The organism is Lacunimicrobium album (assembly GCF_052161635.1).
Taxonomy (GTDB): Bacteria; Planctomycetota; Planctomycetia; order Planctomycetales; family Planctomycetaceae; genus SXPC01.
This window is the reverse complement of record NZ_CP197413.1, coordinates 1619155-1638408: the sequence shown is the minus strand read 5'-3', so window position 1 is coordinate 1638408 and position 19254 is coordinate 1619155. Positions and strand designations below refer to the sequence as shown.

Annotated in this window: 14 protein-coding genes; 6 read left to right on the top strand and 8 right to left on the bottom strand. The window is 55.3% G+C overall.

Features of this window, described 5'->3' with window-relative positions; all coding sequences use genetic code 11:
* Positions 1–18: 18 nt before the first annotated feature.
* Together SH248x_RS06460 and SH248x_RS06455 are read left to right on the top strand one after the other, a co-directional pair.
* Entirely contained in the window at positions 19–1929 is a 1911-nt protein-coding gene (locus tag SH248x_RS06460; protein ID WP_459557697.1) for a chromosomal replication initiator protein DnaA, read from the top strand.
* Positions 1930–2314: 385 nt separating this feature from the next.
* The gene (locus SH248x_RS06455) at positions 2315–2611 is read left to right on the top strand and encodes a GlsB/YeaQ/YmgE family stress response membrane protein (protein ID WP_459557696.1); all 297 of its coding nucleotides are present in this window, start codon (positions 2315–2317) and stop codon (positions 2609–2611) included.
* A gap of 197 nt (positions 2612–2808) precedes the next feature.
* Here the strand turns inward: SH248x_RS06455 and SH248x_RS06450 are convergent, their stop codons facing one another.
* A complete protein-coding gene (locus SH248x_RS06450) occupies positions 2809–4503 on the bottom strand; it encodes a helix-turn-helix domain-containing protein (RefSeq protein ID WP_459557695.1) in 1695 nt (564 codons plus the stop codon).
* Between the two features lie 600 nt (positions 4504–5103).
* Here SH248x_RS06450 and SH248x_RS06445 point away from each other — a divergent pair.
* Positions 5104–6351 carry an MFS transporter gene (locus tag SH248x_RS06445; RefSeq protein WP_459557694.1) on the top strand — a complete coding sequence of 416 codons (1248 nt, stop codon included), beginning with the start codon at positions 5104–5106 and terminating at the stop codon, positions 6349–6351.
* Here SH248x_RS06445 and SH248x_RS06440 read toward each other — a convergent pair.
* Positions 6311–8293: a zinc ribbon domain-containing protein gene (locus SH248x_RS06440; RefSeq protein ID WP_459557693.1), complete on the bottom strand. Its 1983-nt coding sequence runs from the start codon at positions 8291–8293 to the stop codon at positions 6311–6313. The genes SH248x_RS06445 and SH248x_RS06440 overlap by 41 nt on opposite strands.
* A 198-nt stretch (positions 8294–8491) precedes the next feature.
* Complete coding sequence (gene ispD, locus SH248x_RS06435; RefSeq protein ID WP_459557692.1) at positions 8492–9253, bottom strand: IspD/TarI family cytidylyltransferase; 762 nt, start codon at positions 9251–9253, stop codon at positions 8492–8494.
* Between the two features lie 455 nt (positions 9254–9708).
* On the opposite strand from ispD, the gene SH248x_RS06430 reads away from it, so the two are divergent.
* The 3 genes from SH248x_RS06430 to SH248x_RS06420 all read left to right on the top strand — a co-directional run bounded on the left by SH248x_RS06430 (position 9709) and on the right by SH248x_RS06420 (position 16168).
* Positions 9709–11163 carry a sigma-54 interaction domain-containing protein gene (locus tag SH248x_RS06430; protein ID WP_459557691.1) on the top strand — a complete coding sequence of 485 codons (1455 nt, stop codon included), beginning with the start codon at positions 9709–9711 and terminating at the stop codon, positions 11161–11163.
* 277 nt (positions 11164–11440) lie between these two features.
* Positions 11441–14641 carry a DUF1549 domain-containing protein gene (locus tag SH248x_RS06425; RefSeq protein WP_459557690.1) on the top strand — a complete coding sequence of 1067 codons (3201 nt, stop codon included), beginning with the start codon at positions 11441–11443 and terminating at the stop codon, positions 14639–14641.
* Positions 14642–14755: 114 nt separating this feature from the next.
* Positions 14756–16168, top strand: coding sequence for a DUF1501 domain-containing protein (locus tag SH248x_RS06420; RefSeq protein ID WP_459557689.1), 1413 nt, complete (start codon positions 14756–14758; stop codon positions 16166–16168).
* Between the two features lie 170 nt (positions 16169–16338).
* On the opposite strand, the gene SH248x_RS06415 is transcribed toward SH248x_RS06420, so the two are convergent.
* The 5 genes from SH248x_RS06415 to SH248x_RS06395 all read right to left on the bottom strand — a co-directional run bounded on the left by SH248x_RS06415 (position 16339) and on the right by SH248x_RS06395 (position 19156).
* A complete protein-coding gene (locus tag SH248x_RS06415; RefSeq protein ID WP_459557688.1) occupies positions 16339–16764 on the bottom strand; it encodes a YciI family protein in 426 nt (141 codons plus the stop codon).
* A gap of 130 nt (positions 16765–16894) precedes the next feature.
* The gene (locus SH248x_RS06410; RefSeq protein WP_459557687.1) at positions 16895–17473 is read right to left on the bottom strand and encodes an SRPBCC family protein; all 579 of its coding nucleotides are present in this window, start codon (positions 17471–17473) and stop codon (positions 16895–16897) included.
* A gap of 240 nt (positions 17474–17713) precedes the next feature.
* On the bottom strand, positions 17714–18442 hold the full coding sequence (locus tag SH248x_RS06405; protein ID WP_459557686.1) for a DUF899 domain-containing protein: 729 nt from the start codon (positions 18440–18442) through the stop codon (positions 17714–17716).
* Positions 18411–18779 carry a hypothetical protein gene (locus SH248x_RS06400; RefSeq protein WP_459557685.1) on the bottom strand — a complete coding sequence of 123 codons (369 nt, stop codon included), beginning with the start codon at positions 18777–18779 and terminating at the stop codon, positions 18411–18413. The genes SH248x_RS06405 and SH248x_RS06400 overlap by 32 nt, the downstream gene beginning before the upstream one ends.
* On the bottom strand, positions 18776–19156 hold the full coding sequence (locus tag SH248x_RS06395; RefSeq protein WP_459557684.1) for a YciI family protein: 381 nt from the start codon (positions 19154–19156) through the stop codon (positions 18776–18778). Before SH248x_RS06395 ends, SH248x_RS06400 begins: the two co-directional genes overlap by 4 nt.
* Positions 19157–19254 lie beyond the last annotated feature (98 nt).

The following is a 19254-nucleotide window of genomic DNA, read 5'->3' as shown; positions in this document are numbered from 1 at the left end:
AGATTGCTGAGGTTGACCATGATCCGAATGAAGACACTGCTGACATACGCTGCGATGTTGCTCGTGATAACTGCTCCTGCACCTGTGTTCGGCCAAAAGGACGGCGGTAAAGGAGCCAGCCGCCCGAACAGCGGCGGAGGCCCGTCGCGTGGAAATGCAGGCTTACCGAATATCGGCGGCGGTGGGGGTGGGGGTGGAGGTTCGCGTCCAGGAGGCAATGCCTCACGTCCGAACATTTCCAAGCCAAGCCCGAATATCAGCAGACCGTCCTCTCCGAATCACTCTCGCCCTCCGATTGGCGGTGGGAATGCAGGCGGGCGTCCGAACTCTGGCATTCCTAATCTCGGTGGTCATTCGGGTTCCTCAAAGTTCCCGACGAAAAAGCCAGACATGGGTGCAGGCGGAGGCAATTCGCGTCCCAGCCTCGGCGGCATGACTCGCCCCAACATGCCCAGCGGCAATCGCCCTGATCTGGGTGGCAATACGAAACCAGGAAACCGCCCCGAAATCGGTGATCTCAACCGACCGACTCGCCCTGGTAGTAACAATCCGGGGGTCAACGTTCGACCAGGCTTCGGCGGCAATAATCGTCCAACGACTCGTCCCTCGACCGGTGATTTTCTCGGCATGGACCGCCCTACAACGCGCCCGGGGACTCGACCATCCATTGACTTTCCTGTGTTGAAACCCGCCCCCGATCGGCCGACGACACTTCCCGCCAATCCAGGAAATAAACTGCCACCCGGTTTTCGCCCAGGCGACCGACCAGGTAATGGAGACCGTCCAGGCGGCGGGCGTCCGGGGGACAACGATCGACCGGGATCAGGAAATGGACGTCCGGGTAACGGAAACCGTCCGGGAGATAGTGATCGGCCAGGATCGGGCAATGGACGACCAGGAAATAACGGACGTCCCGGAGACGGCGATCGCCCGGGATTTCCCGGCAACACTCGTCCATGGCCGGGAGATAACAGACCCGGTGACAACAATCGACCTGGCTATGGCGGGAATGATCGACCCGGTAATCGCCCCTGGGATCCTGATCGACGTCCCGGTGGTTCGTGGAACGACAAGATTCACACACGTCCGGGCTGGGCCAATATTGATAACAGCACCAACATCAATATCCACAACAACTGGCAGACGATCATCAACAACAATTACCGTCCCGGACGCTGGGATCGTCCGAATAACGATCGCTGGAACAACTGGGCCAACAACGTTCACCACAACTGGGATCACTATCATGATCACCACCATTTCTATGACAACAACTGGTGGAACAACCATTATCACTCGTATGGCGGGTGGCATTACTACAACAACTTCTCGCGTCGTCCCTTCAGTTACTGGTGGACAGTTCCTGCCTGGGGCACATTGAACAACTGGTTTTACTGGTCGAACACCGGAGCAGCCTACACGCAGCCGATTTACTACGACTACGGCCAAGGCGGAAACATTTACTATCAAGGCAACACGGTCTACATGTCTGGCCAGCCCGTTGCGTCCACGACCGATTTCGCCGCCAGCGCCGCCCAGTTAGCGACTGTCGCTCCTCCCACTTCCGAAGCAGAAGCAGCGGCCTCGGAATGGATGCCGTTAGGCACGTTCGCGGTGTCGTCCGGCGAGAAAGACATGAACCCTTCTCGTGTCATACAGCTGGCTGTCAATAAATCCGGCGTGGTTAGCGGGACGTTGTACAACTACGACACCGATGAAGCTCAGAGTGTCCTCGGCCAGGTTGACAAGGACACCCAACGAGTCGCATTTCGACTCGGTGAGTCCGAGACTGTCATCGAGACGGGACTGTATAACCTGACCCAGGAACAGACTCCGGTCCTCGTCCACTACGGCCCGAATCGCTACGAGACCTGGCTCCTCGTGCGTCTGCAAAATCCTGACGCCGACCAGCAAGGCATGTTCCCATAATCGTCCCTCCCAATCCCCGTGTGCCACGGCTGTGCCAGCCGTGCGATCGCGAGATAAGCGTCCAATACCAGTCACCACTTAATTCATCGCGTCTTCTTCCCAACGTGCCATGCTTGCAGCTTTGGGCAAGCATGTTCTGAACGCTCCAGTGTCAAACGAAGCCGCATGCTCACCCAAAGCTGTGAGCATGGCACGACTTTTTTGTCCGCGCTGGCTTAAATTACGATTCATATCGTACAGGGCTAACACCGTCCGCCACACGCCGCTCCCTTGAGTTATTCAGTACTCAAAAAAGTTCGCCCCGGTTAAGGAGACGAAGGTTCGAGCGAATTGGTATGATAGATGGACGAAACGATCAGTCTTCCTTACGACATTGACGGACACCATGCCTACTATTTATCAAATCATTGTGTGGCTTATTGTGGGAGCACTTGCCGGTTCGCTGGTAGGGATGCTGGTCACATTCAGTAAGGTCGGATTCGGCAAGCTGACGAATCTGGGAATCGGCTTAGCGGGTGCACTGCTGGGCGGATTGATCTTTAAGCTGTTCGGGATCAATTTCGGTCTTGGCGAGATCAAAGTATCGTTAGAAGAAATTGTCGCTGCGATTATTGGCTCGCTGATCCTGCTGTTTATCTGGTGGTTGTACAACCTGAGCAAAGGTCGCACGAAGATTGATTGACGTCTCCGTAGGGTCCGCTGTGCGGACCGTCAAACATCGTTCAAAGTCAAATCTCGCTCGGCCCGCAGGCATTGTTTCGGTGTCAACTGCAGATGAAGAATGGTCCGCACAGCGGACCCTACGGCGAAGACTTTGCGCATAAGAAAAGCGGCACCAACTTCAAGAGTCGGTGCCGCTTTTTGTTTGTCACCAGTCGTTTACAGGCCCATGCTCGACATCAGTTCGAGGAGCATGTTGGTCGTTGGCATCGGTGATTCGAGTGACCACATGGAGCGGACGACGTCAAACATCAGCAACGTGCAGAACAGCATCATGATTGACGAGACTGCCAGCAGGCTGATCGTGCCTGCACCCCAAGGGGCATCGGCTGCCACATAAGCGACTTGCCGACCACCGGTGCCGATACTTGGCTGGCTTTCGCCACTTTCGAAGCCGTCTTCGAAGTCCCCTTCGTCTGCTTCGAAGACGTCGAGCTCTTCTTCTTCGCCGATCATGTCATCGGAGAGTTCCAGATCGTCAGCGTCGAACTCTTCGCCCATGTCATCATCGACAGAGCTGAGGTCGAAGACTGATTCTTCACCATCTTCCGAGAGTTCGTCGGTGTAGAGAGCGCTGTCGCCTTTGAACTGTCCACCCTTTTTCGTCGTCGTTGCGTCATCGTCGTCAAACATGATGACGTTCGTGGTGTCGTGGTCTTCGTCGGAAGCGAGATTGAAGACATCGTCATCATCATTGCTGAGTTCGATTGTCTTGTCAGACGAGTCGCGCCCATCGCCTTTCAGGTTCAGCATCGGGATTGTGCCGCCGATGTCATCGTCAGACAGAGGTGGCAGCGTGAAGCCCGATTCATCGACAGGTTCCAGAGAGATCCCGCTGTCGGAGGCAATCTGATTGTAGTTGCTGTCTTCGTCCATCAATGAGATGCCCGAGTCAGCGGCCAGTTCCAGAGAAATCCCTGAATCGCCTGCCAGCGAGATCCCGGATTCATTCGCATCCGGTTTGCCGAAGCTGCTCTTCTGATTGATGAGAGCCGAGTTCTCATCGAGTTCGATGGTCAGTCCGCTGTCATCATCGAGATCAATATTCTGTGGCGCCTTCTTGGCTGGCGATGATTGAGAGGGGTGAAGCTTCACATCGCTGTCACTGCTGCTCAGGTCGCTGGCGAGTTTGATATCGCTGTCGGCTTTGGCGCCCGATTTACGCAGTTTGGAAGAATCGCCGATAATGCGAACGTCGCTGTCGGAATCGTTGAGCTTGGAGATTGCACTTCCCTGGACGAGCTTTACGTCGCTGTCTGCTTCTGGGTCGTTTTTCAGCGTAATATCGCTGGTGCCTGGACGCTTGGTCGCAGAAGGATCCATGACCTTCCAGGCGGGGCTTGATTCCGCGAGCTGAATATCGCTGTCTGGCGAGATCTCGTTCTTGCCGCTCGATTTGCCACTTTGAATGATACGGACATCGCTGTCACTGACTTTCGCCCAGGCGGCACCTGAGTCATTGACCTTCAGCTTGTCGTCGCTTTCAACGGGTGGCTTGCTGGCATTCTTCAGGTCCATGCTGCTGTCGACCAGTTGGACGTCACTGTCGGAGTCTTCGTCGGTGATCTTATATGACGTCGGGCCAGAATCTGAGACCAGGCGGACATCACTGTCAGAGCCCATATCGCCAGAGACCGTGTTGAAGAAATCATCATCCGACATCGCGGGGAAGTCAGGATCCGAGTCGCCTTGAACCTTGCGGGCATACTCATCAATGTCGGTATCACGGAATTTCCATGTCCCGCGATCAGCAAACCCGCGGATTTCGCCGTCGGCGCGGAGCTTTTTAAGCTGATCAACGCCGAGTTTCAAACGGGCAGCGGCTTCTTCCAGCGTGATGTACTTCGTCGCCATCGGGGACAACTCCTGAGGTGATCGGGCCGTTAAAGGCTTCAAACGTCTATCGAGATGAGGAATCCGTCATTTCTGATAGGAATGAGAAATGTCGGAAAATTACAAGTTTTGGCAGATCACCTATCTTAACTCACAGTGACGCCGTTGCAATTTGATTCCGTCACGAAGGAAGAGGTGTTTGGCAATGCAGATGGGTCGCTTCGCACAACCGGACCAGATTTATCGGCCGATTTGGCGAAATCGGCATAACTGGAACAGGTTGACTGTCAGCTCCCTATCATTCTTCGCGGCCATCAGACCTTGATCAAGGCGAAAATCGCGTTCAGCGACGTTACAATGCTTTTGATCACGAACCTGATGACGGACATTGATCCCCACCCCTGTTTGACAAGCGTGAGGAATCTTCCCTCTTCTGCAGTCGTTATCGGAGAATCGTTGCAGCATCCTCACATGGGTGCCCGATAACGCACACCCTGCACAGAAAATGTGTCTGTCACATGAATCGTACCAGACAGGAAGGCCATGACGGTCATGACGGTTAGGGATTCACGTGACGACGGCCGCAAACATGTTAAATGGAATCGTTTGACATGGGCAGTTGTGGCTAATCAATTGCTTTGGACTGCCGGCTACAGCCTGATGGCTGGCGGGGCGATTTCCTATTTTTTCAAAGATCTGGGGGCGAGCCCGTTTCAGGTGACGCTGATTCTCGCCTGTCCGGAACTCGTCGGGCTGGTATCCCTTTCGACGTCACGCTGGTCGTCGATACTGGGATCACGACGAAACAGCTGGCTGGCTTCGCTGATCTTTTCGCGCGTGTTATTGCTCGCCCTGCCGGCGATGGCCTATTTCGGCGACGCAAAAAGCCCTTGGCAGTTGTGGGCCGTGATGGGTGCCTACGGCATTTCATCAATGCTACAGGCTATTTCGTTTACTGCCCTCCTCTCCTGGCTGGCGGATCTTTCGCCGCGGGATCGCTATGGGAGATTCTTCGCGGCCCAGGAACTGGCGGCGCTGGCAACGAAAGTCGTTTTCCTCGCGCTGGCAGGCTGGATCACGCAGTTATTCCATGGCGGTACCACCAGGAACCTGACGGGATACGCGATCGTCTTCTCGCTGGGAATCGGCTTGACGGTCCTGTCTTTGATTCCGCTTCTGGGTTACCGGGATGCTCTTTACCAAGGGAAGAATGCCCCTGTCTTGCAGCCCCTTTGGCGTCGCCTGAAGACGAGCGTCGCTTCGACATGGCCGCTGTTACTTTGCAATCTTCATCTGGCATTCTTCCAGGGTCTGACGCAGTCGGTTTTCTTCCAATACAACACGAAGGTTCTAGGGATCTCGCTGCTGACCTATAACCTGCTCCTCTCTTGGCTGTACGTGCTGCAATTCGCGGGGGGATGCGTTCTTGGTCGACAGTTGGATTCACGACAGGCCAAGCCGGTGCTGATCACTTCACTGATCCTGGTGTCGTTCAGCCTGCCGTGTTATATGGCGGCCTCCTCACAAGGGTGGCAGTGGCTGATCGTGGTCTTCTCGTTGTGGGGCGGGTTCGTTGGTGTGAATCTGGCGTACAAAACAATTCTCTTACGTCTTCTGCCCGATGACCGTCAGACGGGAGTCGCAGTCTTCTACAACGCTGGCGGCTTTCTCGCTGGTGTGAGCGGAATCCTCGGCGGTCTCTGGCTGGAACAGCTTCTCCGCGCACAGTCAGTTACGAACCTGTTTGGCTGGGATCTGGGGCCGTTTCATCTCCTGATGGCGATCTCCTGGATCGGACGACTCACATCGATCGTCTGGCTGATTCCTCTCAAGGAGCCGGCGGTGTCTTCGCGAGTTCCTCAAGATTGAGGGGCGTTTTGCCCGCACTGGTCGCGACGGGTTTGGTCGTAATGATCAGCTGATTGGCAGCCTCGCCCTGGATCATGCACATCGCGTCATATTGTGCGAAGATGCTTTGCAGCCCTTTAATCGCGGGAACCTTGCCCAGCGTAAAGTTCTGTGGCATGTTCTTGGTATAACCCGAAAGCTTTAAGGCATCGCCGTCGATATCGATCGTCAGCTTGGTCTCATCAGCGATGTAACTGACGGCATCCTGGAGCGGACTGCGTTTGAAGTCGATTTCGATCTCGGTGACGAGTCGCTGCTGCCAGGTTTTCTCAACCTTTTGTGTGGTTGCTGTCGTACTGCCAGCCACCTGCATCTGATCGGGACGGTAAATCATCGCATCACTTTCCCAGCAGCTATAGCCAGCCAGCAACAGGTTCGGCCAGGCTTTCGCGGGGAGCTTCGTCTCGATGGTTGCAACGTTTTTCTTGACGTCGATCTCGGTTGACATGACCGTCGCCTGGATCATCGCGGGGAAACGTCCCGCCAGTTTCTGCTCGCCTAGAGTCATGGCAGACCGTTGCTTCAAGTAGTCGACCAGTTTCGAGGGAGCGGCTTTGAACTGCTGTTGAAACTGCCTCTGGATATTCATCGCGTTCGTGTTGGGGTGGGGAATCAGTTGTGCATTGACCTCGAAGAGTTCCTGCATGTCGGCTTCGACAAGAAACAGGTCTGCGCTCTTCTCTGCAGTGCGTCCCAGCCATTCGAGCACCTGAGCACGCGATGCTCCCACGAGCTGTTTGGCATGTGTCAGAAGATCTTCGAACTTGCCACAGAAGGTGATCGCCTTCGAGGCGTCTGTCATCTTCAGAATGGTTTCCAGGTTGGAATCCGTGAAAGCCGGTTCGGTTTGGAAACTGACCATCTCGGCACCGTAGCGCTCGGGAGCGATGCTGTAACTTTTGGCATCGCGGATGAGAATCGCATTCCCATTGAGAAGGTAAAGACCTCGCTCACCCGTCGTCGATGGTGTTGCTTTCAGCTCACCGACAGGTTCGAGGGCGTTGGCACCTTCTGCCAGTGTCACGCGGTAAGCGAAATCCGGTTTGGAACCGACCGGCCCCAGCAGGACACCCACGAGAAGTGAATCGACTTGCTCAAGCGGCCGGTGGATGGCTTCTTCCAAAGACTTGCCGAATGGCGACGTCAGAATGAATTTGACGGCTTGCACGGAGGCGTCGTTTGACTCCGATCTCAGCAGTTGCTTGACATTCAGGTGAGCAAACAGCCGCATCCCGGCGGGAACAGCAAACAGGTTAATCGGCGTGCGTGGCTTCTCGTCTGGCTGTCGATCCGCGAGCGCCGTTGCTGCAGGAGACGCAGAGGCGGCGACGTTCTTCTGCATCTCTCCCGGAATATCAATCGGAGGGGCAGACTCTTGAGAGAAGAACGTGATCAACCCGCCCAATAAGACCACGACCGCGATCCCCCCCATGATGAGGTTAATGCCAGAAGTCGCTTTCGATTTCTGGGTGTTCTTGATTGTCGTCGAGGTCGATTTGGCAGAGGATCGCCCTTTGGTGACCTTGTCGAGAACGTTCGAAGTGATCGAATCATCCTGAATGACGAACGGGACCTCCGGCGGCGGAACGACTTTCGAAGGTGAGGTGAAATCGAGGTCAGGAAAATGCGGCGTCTCTTTTGAAGGAGAGACAGCAGGTGGCATCTCAATCTTGAACTCGGGTGCAGGAGCAGCAGATTGTGGCGGAGTCACTTTGACGGGCGGTTGCGGCGCAGCAGCAGCAGCAGCAGCAGCTTCGACCGGAGCCGTCGTTTGGACGAGGTTCTCCGCAGGACGGAAAACCGTCTGACACTTCTGGCAGGTCAGCTTGAGATCCGCAGCAGGGGTTTGCTTGGCTTTGTACTTGGCGTGGCATTTTGGACAGACGAACGCGACGGGTGTCATCGGGGAGTCCTTTGAAGGGAATGCTTTTGCCGGATGTGTTTTACGTTTGGGTAGACCGAGTTGTCCCAACCGGGGCGTGCCGCTTAGGCACGGGAGAAACACGGGATTGGACGTCCAGCGTGCAGCTGATCGTGATTCTTGCGGCTACGCCGTCGAGGATGAGACAACCCCGACGTGAAGGGTATAAAGTCGAGAAAATTATCGCCACATCTTCGGATCCTCATCCGCGAAGGGATGCAAGGCGTTGAGTTTCTTCTCGGCGGGGAGGATCGCGAGGAGAGCTTCCGCCATTTTGAAGTCGTCGAATGTGGTGATCTTCAGGTTGAGAGGTGACCCCTCGACGATCGAGACCGGAATCCCCGCGTTCTCGGCGAGTTGGGCTTCATCGGTCGGTTCGAGGCTGCCACGCATGGCATAGGCTTTCATCAGCAGGTCTTTGCGAAAGACCTGCGGCGTCTGGGCCTGCCACAACGACTCGCGCGGGATCGTCTTATCGATGACCGCAGCCGCCTTGGAATTCGCTCGAGCCAGCTTGACGGTGCTGGTGATCGGAGTCCCCAGGATAGCTGCTCCATGGCCGACCGCTTCCGAAAAGACTTTATCGATCCAAGCCCCAACAATCAGCGGCCGAGCGGCATCGTGAACGGCTACATATTCCGCATCATCGCGCACCGCCTTGAGGGCATTGAAGACCGAATCCGCCCGGGACGCGCCCCCTTCGACGATATCGACATTCATGAACGCCAGATTCGGACGGAACTTCTCCTTGAAGAACTCCATGTCTTCCGGGCTGACCGCAATAATTGTCTGAATCACATCAGCGCGATTGCAGAACTGCTCGGCGGTGCGGACCCAGACCGGGCGCCCCTTCAATTCGATGAATGGCTTTTTCTTCTGCTGTTGTGTCTTGAAGCGTTCGCTCTTCCCTGCAGCCGGCAGGATGACCGCAAACTTGGCCATAGTGTCGCCTCCTCATCGTGTTGTGTTTGTCCTTGACCAAACCATCTTAACAACTTGCATTGATCTGATCAAAAGGGTCAGACGGTGAGAAAAGATGTTCCCCGAAGACCACGTCTGTTGTTTTTCTGCAACGTCGTCTGAGGTTGAGAAATTCGCACATCAATAATTTTGCTCGGGAAAACAGGCAACTTACTGGTCTCAGGCGACTGTTCAGACTTTTTGGCATCCCGTTTGTATTCAAGTCTTGGCGTTGTTGAGTTTAGAAAGAGTGCCATGCTCACAGCTTTGGGTGAGCATGCCAGTCATGAGAAGGACTTCGATACTCAACGAACTTCACACGAGCATGCTTGCCCAAAGCTGCAAGCATGGCACAAAGACCTGAAACAAATTTCGTTGGACGACGATTCTGCCGTCGCGGGCCCATCGCAACTGGCAGCAATCGTGAAAGGCTTTCCATGACTGAACCGAAAATCGGAATTCTGACCCGCGAACTCGAGACGGCGAATCGACTCACCGCGGCTTTCGATGGGGCGATGCAGGTCGTTCGGTATGATAAGCCTGAACTGGTTGTCTCCTACGTTCTCAAGGATCAGCCACAGGCATTGATTCTCGACTTTCGAGTCCCTTCCCGTGGCGGTCACTTGGAAGACCGGATCATCGAATCGATCCTCGCCGGGCTACCGAGTTGCCAACTCGCGATCCTGACGGCCGAGCCCTGTCCTGAAACGATCGAGCGTCGTATTGCCTGCCATGCGCTGGACCGATTCAAAGAACCGGTCGATTGGGACCGTCTGTTGACCTTTCTCCACACGGCAACCGGGTCTTCAGTCGCTGCTCCTCCCAAGACGTCGACGACACCTCGCACATTCGAGCATTCCCCGCTCCGAGAGAGCGCAGAACTTTCTGTCCTGGAAGGAATGACGCGTCGCTTTGAAACCAATACGCCTCGCATGCGTCAGATGCTCTCCGAACTGGAAATTGCAGCGTCTCACGACGTCACCATTCTTCTGATCGGGGAAACGGGCTCTGGGAAAACGTTCCTTTCCCGCCTGATTCACGAGATCTCGCCACGACGCAATCATCCATTCTTGCCCGTCGCCTGCGGCGCCCTGCCATCGGAATTGATTGAAAGCGAAATGTTCGGCCACGTCAAAGGGGCGTTCACCTCAGCACATGCAGATAAAGACGGCAAGTTCCTGGCTGCCGGTCAGGGTTCGATTCTGCTCGATGAAATTGACGTCCTCGAACTCGAACAACAAGTCAAACTGCTCCGGGTGATCGAGACCGGGGATTTCGAGCCAGTCGGGTCCAATCACACGATGCGCTCTCAGGCCAGACTCGTCGTCGCCTCCAACCTGGAACTTGAGCCGCTGGTTGAAGAAGGACGGTTTCGTCCCGACCTTTACTATCGCTTGAACATGCTGAAATTCGAGGTCCTGCCGCTCCGGAAACGACAGCCGGACATCATTCCTCTGGCAGACAAATTCCTGCGCCAGTTAAGTGACAAGCACAAGATCCAGATTCAACGGGTTGATGAGAGCTTCTACGAAGCGTTACTCAACTACCCTTGGCCTGGCAACGTCCGGGAACTCGAGAACGTCATTCAGCGATCGGTGATTTACTGTCGCGATGGTGAACTGACGCCGAAGCATCTGCCTCAGCACATCGTCCTGGGACAAGCAGGTCCTGCCAATGATGCGGGTGTGAATCTCAACTCGGGTCGCCTGACGCGAAGCCAGGCCCTCTCGCCGAGACTGGGAATGCAGATCGCCCTGACCGAGCAGGAGATCATCCAACAGGCCCTTTCAAAGAACAACCAGAGCCGCACCCATGCCGCCCGTCAGCTCGGGATCAGCCGAGTGACGCTTTATAATAAGATGAAGAAGTACGGGATCAAAAAGGGGAAGTAGGGCAACTCGACACAGTACACTCTGAGATCCTGCGTCGCGAAGACCGTCTGTTTGCCCGTTTTTGGACGATTCGGTCCCAGGAATTGAAAAATGGTCGATGAACTATCCGTAGTCTTGTACGATTGAAAACATCAATCCATCAACACTGACGAATTGGTTCACCATCAATGATGAGTATCGACACGGCATTCTGGACGATCTCGCCAGTTTCTATTTCCATCGCTAATGATTCTGCGATTTTCCTTTCGTCCCGCTGCGCCACGAAAGGAGTCCGAACATGACCATGGTACGCATCGCTTTATGCTGCCTGCTTGTCAGCATGTCGACGTTCAGTCAGGCATCAGAGCCGACTCCCGACGAAGCCAAGTTCTTTGAAATGAAGGTCCGCCCGCTCCTGGCCGAACACTGCTGGAAATGCCACGGCGAGGAAGCCTCCAAAGGGGGACTGCGCCTCGACTCGCTGGCTCACGTCATGAATGGCGGAGAATCTGGCGGCGCGGTCACGGTGGGCAACGTCGATGAGAGCCTTCTGATCCAAGCCGTCCGCTACGAATCGTACGAGATGCCTCCCTCGAAGAAGCTCAGTGATGAGCAGATTCAGATTCTCGAAACCTGGGTGAAGATGGGCGCACCCTGGCCGGGAGCAGATGCCTCGAAGATGCAGTCACGCAAGCCCGGTGAGTTCTCGGACGAAGATAAAAAGTGGTGGGCGATTCAGCCGTTGAAGTCAGTCGAGCCTCCCCCAACCGCCGGCAGTAACTGGGGTCGCAATCCGATTGACCAGTTTGTCCTTGCCTCCATGACACCAAACGGCCTCACCCCGGCTCCCGATGCAGAACGCCCTGCCCTCATTCGTCGTGTTTATTTCGACCTGATTGGGCTGCCCCCCTCGCCGGAAGAGGTCGATGCATTCGTCTTCGATCAGTCCGCCAATGCCTATGAGAAAGTGGTCGATCGACTGCTGAATAGCCCCGAATACGGCAAACGCTGGGCCAGACACTGGCTGGATCTGGTTCGCTATGCAGATTCCGATGGCTACCGCATCGATCATTATCGCCCCAATGCCTGGCGATACCGTGATTATGTCATCAAGTCTCTGAATGAAGACAAACCGTATGATCGCTTTGTCCAGGAACAACTCGCCGGCGACGAACTCTTCCCCGATACCCCCGAAGCCATGATCGCGACGGGGTTCCTGACCCACGGCATCTACGAATACAACAGCCGTGATGCAGAGGGGCAATGGGACATCATGCTCAACGAGATCACCGATGCCACCAGCGATGTCTTCCTCGGCATGGGCATGCAGTGCGCCCGCTGCCACGATCACAAGTTTGACCCGATCCTGCAGAAGGACTATTACCGTCTGAGGTCCTTCTTCGCTCCGATCGATATCCGCACGGCGGAAGTCGTCGCGACGAAAGCAGAGATAGCGGCTCACAAAGAGTCGTTAAAGTCGTGGGAAGAAAAGACCCAGGCGATTCGTGACGAACTTGACGCGATTGAAAAGCCCTTCAAAGACCGCGCAATCAACAAAGCCATCAGCATCTTCCCGGAATACATCCAGAAGGTCGTCCGTAAACCGGAATCCGAGAAGACGACTTACGACAAACAGATCACCGCGTTGGTCTGGCGTCAGGTGGAATTCGAATTCACCCGCCTGCCATTCAAGGGGGAAGAGAAAGAAAAGGTCTTCTCGCTGCGTAAGAAACTTTCTGAGTTTGAGAAAGAGAAACCCGCCGACCTGCCGGTTGCCCAGGTCTGTTGTGACATGGATGGCGGTGCACCGACAACGCTCGTCCCCAAAAAGAAGCTGGAAGTTCAACCTGGCTTCCCCTCATTGATTGACCCCAGCGATGTCGCGATCCCAGCGATCAGCGCAGATCATCCCACGACAGGCCGTCGTGCGGTCCTCGCTAAATGGATCACCAGCCCAGACAATGCTCTGACGACCCGCGTCATCGTCAACCGCATCTGGCAATACCACTTCGGACGCGGGTTGGCTCCGAACGCCAGCGATCTCGGCATGCTTGGCGGCCCTCCGTCTCACCCCGAACTCCTCGACTGGCTGACCCAGCAATTCATCGATGGTGGCTGGAAGATGAAGCCTTTGCATCGCATGATTGTTCTGTCTTCAACATATCGCCAATCGACCGAACACCCGAAGCTGGACGAATACCAGACCATCGATCCTCGCAACACCTGGTACTGGCGCGCCGACACCCGCCGACTCGATGCTGAGCAGATTCGCGATGCCATCCTCGCAGTCATCGGGGAACTGGAAACCACAAACGGCGGTCCCGGAGTCGAACCCGATCGCCCTCGTCGTTCCATTTATACCCGCATGATGCGCAATGCCCCGGATCAACTTCTGGATGCCTTCGACCTGCCTCTATTCTTTGCAAGCAATTCCTCGCGTCTGAACACGACCTCGCCGATTCAGTCGCTGCTGTTGATCAACAGCCAGTCGATGCTGCGGTATTCCAGTCAGCTGGCAAGTCGACTCAAGAAGCAGCAGAGTACAAATCAAAAGGACGACATTGAAACCGTTCGTCAACTCTGGCGTGTCGTCTATGGACGCGAACCATCGAATGTCGAAGGAACAGCAGCACTCGACTTCCTCTCCCAGCAGCGAAAAGTCCTCAGCGAGAAGACCGAACAGGCCACCTCAACCGGGCTTAAAACCGGCAAGCTCCCTTACCGCGATGGAACCTCCATCGTCATCACGCCCGGCGATAAAGGTCGGCTGTCCGTCGTTCCCTCGCCACGCTTGAATACGAAAGACATGACGCTGGAAGCCTTCTTCCAGATTCGCAGTGTCTATCCCTCTGGCGATGTGCGGACGATCGCAGGACGCTGGAACAGCGATTCAAAGTCCCCCGGTTGGACAGTCGGCATCACGGGCCAGGGTTCTCGTCGCAAGCCACAGACGATTGTGTTAATCATGGTCGGCAAAGACTACGCCGGAAACCTCGTCGAGCAGGTGATCTTCTCCGATCATCACATCGATCTGAACAAGCCGTACTACCTCGCCGTGAGTGTCAAGATGGCAACTGCTGCTTCTGGCACGGTCACCTTTTCACTCAAAGACATCTCCAACGACGATGAGCAGATGCAGTCAGTCACCATGGAACACAAGATCGCCAGTGGCTATGAAAATTCACTGCCATTCGTCGTCGGCGGGCGGGCAAACAAAGGGGCAGCTCATCAGTTCGATGGACTCATTGATGATGTCCGCCTCTCCGACCGAGCCCTCTCGATGGGAGAACTTTTCTACACCCAGGAAACCGAACTACCCAGTACCGTCGGACATTGGCGATTCGAAGCCGAGCCCGGCTTACTCAAAGATAGCTCGCGTTACGGACAGGATATCACGGCCGAGATGAGCAATCAGGACGCGGTTCTCGCCAAGCAGACCGCGCTCGCGGACCTGTGTCACGTCCTGCTCAACTCCAGTGAATTCCTTTACGTTCATTAAAGTTGCCAATCAACAGGTGGCACAGACATTCCTGTCTGTGCATTTTGAAACCACTATGAATTCGGACAGACAGGAATGTCTGTCCCACCTGTCCTGAAATAGGAACTCCTTCCCATGCATCGTGAATATGTCACCAATCGTCGCGACTTCCTCGAAAAGGTCGGCTGCGGGTTTGGCTCAGTTGCGCTCTCAAGCATGCTGACAAAATCGCTCTCCGCAGCCATGACATCTCCATCGGGACTGCCACAGCCCCACCATAAACCGACCGCCAAGTCCGTCATCTTCCTGTTCATGGAAGGTGGCCCCAGCCACATCGATACCTTCGATCCCAAGCCGTTGCTCAATCAGCTGGCTGGTCAGAAGCTGCCCGAGAGCTTCGGCGAAGTCATCACCGCGATGGGGGAGTCTCGCTCTCCATTGTTGGAATCGAAACGAACCTGGAAGCAACATGGTCAATCAGGCCTGTGGGTTTCTGACTGGCTGCCAAACATCGCCGAGTGTGCGGATGACTTAGCCGTCATTCGCAGCTGCTGGGCGGATGGGATCAACCACTCGTCGGGTGTCTGTCAGATGAATACCTGCTCGATCCTTGGCGGTCGTCCTTCCTTGGGAAGCTGGGTCAGTTATGGCCTGGGATCTGAGAACGAGAATCTCCCTTCGTTTGTCGTGATGCAAGACAATAAGTCCTCGGTCGTGAACGGCCCCCGGAACTGGGGCGCAGGGTTCATGCCAGCGGTTTATCAGGGAATTCGATTATCGGAAGGCAACCAGCCCATCCCGAATCTGAATACCCCCGAAGGGATCAGCGACATGCAGCAGATGAACAAGCTGAACCTGCTCCACACGCTCAACGAAAACTACGCCTCCAAGCACCCCGAGCAGTCCGAACTCGATGCCCGCATCGCCAGTTACGAACTCGCCTTCCGCATGCAGGCCGAGGCTCCCGAGATCGTCGACCTCAGCAAAGAGACCGACGACACCAAAGCCCTCTACGGCATGGACGACAAAGAAACCGAAACTTTCGGACGCATGTGCCTACTTTCCCGTCGCATGGTGGAAAGCGGCGTGCGCTTCGTCCAGCTCTACAGTGGCGCAGGCTCGAAATGGGATGCTCACGCCAACATCGAAACCAACCACTCGCGCTTGTGCAAGTCGACTGACAAGCCGATCGCAGGCCTGCTCAAAGACCTCAAACAACGCGGCTTGCTCGACGAGACACTCGTCATCTGGGGCGGCGAGTTTGGCCGCACGCCGATGTCCGAACAAGGCGATGGACGCGACCACAACCCCACCGGCTTCACGATGTGGATGGCCGGCGGCGGCGTTAAAGGCGGTCAGACAATCGGGACCACAGACGAACTCGGCCTGCGCGCCATCGAAGACCGCATGCACGTCCACGACCTCCACGCCAGCATCCTGCACCTGCTCGGCCTGGACAACATGGCTTTAACATACAAATTCAAAGGACGCCCCGAACGCCCGACAGTCAACGAGGGAGCATTCCAGCCCAAACTGGTCAAAGGTTGACCGTAGGGTCCGCTGTGCGGACCGTGAAACGACGCACAATGCCGATTGTGCCGTCGTGTTTGATCTAACGACATCACGAATTGACGGTCCGCACAGCAGACCCTACAAAGAAAAAAAACGCGACACAGCTATTCCACCATGTCGCGTTTTTTCTTTGATCTGATTTTCAACTACTTCTTACCCGCCAGTTTTTCTTTCATTCGCTCTTCCTGCTCACGCAGTTCTGGCGTGAACTCCTGGCCGAAGTCCTCTGCGCCATAGATGGGGCGGATGTCGATGTCGCTGTCTTCGTACATCGGGTTGGGACATTTCTTGACCCATTCAATCGCTTCGTCCATCGATTTGACATTCCAGATCCAATAACCCGCGACCAGTTCTTTGGTCTCTGCAAACGGGCCATCAGTCACCGTGCGGTTCTTGCCAGAGAAGCGGACACGAACAGCGTCCTTCGTCGGCTTGAGCCCTTCCCCCGCTTCCATGATGCCCGCGTTGACCAGTTCTTCGTTGTATTTGCCCATCGCTTCCAGGAGCTCGGTCGTCGGCATTTGACCTTCCTCGGACCCCTTGGTGGCTTTGACCATGACCATGACTCGCATGATATCGACTCCCTAAATGAAATGTGCAGTGTGCCACGGCTGTGTCAGCCGTGCAAATGGACGTCCCCTGCCCGATCACACGGCTGACACAGCCGTGGCACACAGGGAATACGTCGTTAGTAGGTAATGATCAGTTGTTTGTCACTTCGGTTGGAGTTTCCGTCGGAGCGGGCTCCGGTGTTTCTGCAATTTCCTTCAGCTTGACCAGGCCCTTCTCAAATTCTGGTCCGACCATCGCATCGCAGTCCATGATGAGTCCGATCGCTTTCCCCATGAAGCCGTTCTTACCAGACATGACCCACGAGACTTTCGTCTTCTCGCCAGCTGGTTCAAACGAGAAGTCGGTGATGCTCTTGCCAGCAAACGGGCGAATGAATTCGAGGTCATACTTGACCAGCGATGGCTCTTTAACTTCCTTAATCGTCATGCGACCCTCGCCCACCTCATCATTGCCATTCCAGTAGTAGGCAGCGCCGACACCCGTTTCAGGCCCCGAGAACTCGACCTGACAATTCGGGTCAATCATGGCGAACGGATTCCAACGCTGAAATTCTTTCGGGCTATTAGCCAGCGGATAAAGCTTTTCAGCGGGAGCAGAGATGTCGATCGACCGTGCGACACGGAAGTCCGAAGGCTGCATGACAATGACGATGACAAGGATCGCAACAACGGCAACAACGCCGATCAGAACTCGTTGGAAGATTTTCACGGATTTGCTCCTGGGCGATTTAGCTAAAGATTGGATAATGAACTCGGGAGGGCGAACCTCCGTGTGAGCCGCAACTTTGCATTGCGAGATGGTAACGAAGAAAAGGACTTCGACGGGTGGCTGGGGTGAGGATTGTTAGCTCACCCCAGTCGAGTGTGAGTTGGCGTCTGTAGGTAGAAGAAGTCCACCGCGAGTCCGTCTGGGGTCAGCTAGCAAGCCTGACCCCAGCCACCCCTATGATCAACCATACGTCGGCTTCTGCGGCCACCCCGATGGCGAATCCTCGAAATCCTCCTGCCGACCATAGGGAGTGATATCAAGCAATCGGTAAGAATCCGTCAGTGACTCACAGCCGCGGGCGAACGCAGAGTACGTGTGATAGGCTTGGTCGTCGAGATTGAAGAAGACGCTGATGCCGTGGTTTTCGCCGTTCTGGAAGTAGGGTTCGTCCGCAGCACGTCGATCCATTTCTTCCTGCTTGACGTAATTGTATTCCAGGGGAACGATGTTGCGGTCCTGAGTGACATGGAAGTCATAGTTGAAATCACTGCCAAAAGAGGAGACCCAGCGTTTGTCCCAGCCCTTCTCGGCTTTGTATTTCAATAGCTTGGGAAGCTCGGCTCGTGAGATGAGGACGTACGTTGTCTGACGATCATTGAGCATCGAGAGATCGCCAAGGGCATTGACGAGACCCGTACAACCCGGGCAGCCTTTTTCCCATGAGGGATCGAACATGAAGTGGTAGACAATGAGCTGGCGTCGACCTTGAAACAAATCGACAAGCGAGGCTTTGCCTTCCTCAGTAGTGAACTCGTAGTTCTTGTCGATCTTGACCATCGGCAGACGTCGACGACGGGCGTTGACGCGGTCCTGCAGGCGGGTGACAAGTTTCTCATCTTCGAGAAGTTGCTTACGCTCGTCCAGCCAGCGTTCGCGATCAACGATGGGAGGATGTGGGATGGTGGACATGATGATTCTTTCGTTGGGTTAAGCGGAACAGTCCCGGAATCGGCAGCGAGAAAAACCGACAAGCAATGAGAAACGCCAGACTCCCAGCACAGAATACAATTAGCCCTGTTCGCAGCCAGACCGCCTGCGCGTACGGGATGGAAACGCCCGTCAGGACAGCCATGTAACCCGCCAGACAGAGAGGACATTTCGGCATGAGAAGGAGTCCAGCCGCGGTCACGATCCAGCCCGCATACTCAACGAGGGACAACACTCGACTTCGGCTGGGTTCATCGCGTCGAGGGCCTTCGACTGGGCGACCCTCGCCACAGCAACAGCGCTCGACGTGATCGGTCATGACTTCACCTGAGCCTGTTCGATGAGATCACTGATCCGGGCTGTCTCAAAAATCGGGCGAATCTCGACCGTCCCCTTCTTCGCAGGAGGAATACGACTGGCGATCGCCATCGCTTCGTCGAGGTTCTCGACGTCAATGATGTAGTAGCCACCAAGTTGCTCGACCGTTTCAGCAAACGGTCCATCAGTGACGAATCTCTTGCCATTGCGAATACGAATGCTGGTCGCCGTTGTGACGGAATGAAGAGGAGAGGAGGCGACGTACTGACCCTTCGCCAGGAGTTCCTCGCAAAGGTCGGTCGATTCCTCAATACACTCCATCCGCTCAGCTTCGGTCCAGGCGTCTTCTTGACCATAGATCAGGAGCATGTATTTCATAGGGCTGACTTTCTTTTTTGAAACCATAAGTGTGAGGTCATTTGGGTGGCTGGGGTGAGGATTGTTAGCTCACCCCAGTGAATTGCGTAGCAGTCGAT

Coding starts and splice junctions, on each gene's coding strand:
- SH248x_RS06460 (WP_459557697.1), top strand. CDS start 19: ATGATCCGAATGAAGACACTGCTGACATACGCTGCGATGTTGCTCGTG.
- SH248x_RS06455 (WP_459557696.1), top strand. CDS start 2,315: ATGCCTACTATTTATCAAATCATTGTGTGGCTTATTGTGGGAGCACTT.
- SH248x_RS06450 (WP_459557695.1), bottom strand. CDS start 4,503: ATGGCGACGAAGTACATCACGCTGGAAGAAGCCGCTGCCCGTTTGAAA.
- SH248x_RS06440 (WP_459557693.1), bottom strand. CDS start 8,293: ATGACACCCGTCGCGTTCGTCTGTCCAAAATGCCACGCCAAGTACAAA.
- ispD (WP_459557692.1), bottom strand. CDS start 9,253: ATGGCCAAGTTTGCGGTCATCCTGCCGGCTGCAGGGAAGAGCGAACGC.
- SH248x_RS06430 (WP_459557691.1), top strand. CDS start 9,709: ATGACTGAACCGAAAATCGGAATTCTGACCCGCGAACTCGAGACGGCG.
- SH248x_RS06425 (WP_459557690.1), top strand. CDS start 11,441: ATGACCATGGTACGCATCGCTTTATGCTGCCTGCTTGTCAGCATGTCG.
- SH248x_RS06420 (WP_459557689.1), top strand. CDS start 14,756: ATGCATCGTGAATATGTCACCAATCGTCGCGACTTCCTCGAAAAGGTC.
- SH248x_RS06415 (WP_459557688.1), bottom strand. CDS start 16,764: ATGCGAGTCATGGTCATGGTCAAAGCCACCAAGGGGTCCGAGGAAGGT.
- SH248x_RS06405 (WP_459557686.1), bottom strand. CDS start 18,442: ATGTCCACCATCCCACATCCTCCCATCGTTGATCGCGAACGCTGGCTG.
- SH248x_RS06400 (WP_459557685.1), bottom strand. CDS start 18,779: ATGACCGATCACGTCGAGCGCTGTTGCTGTGGCGAGGGTCGCCCAGTC.
- SH248x_RS06395 (WP_459557684.1), bottom strand. CDS start 19,156: ATGAAATACATGCTCCTGATCTATGGTCAAGAAGACGCCTGGACCGAA.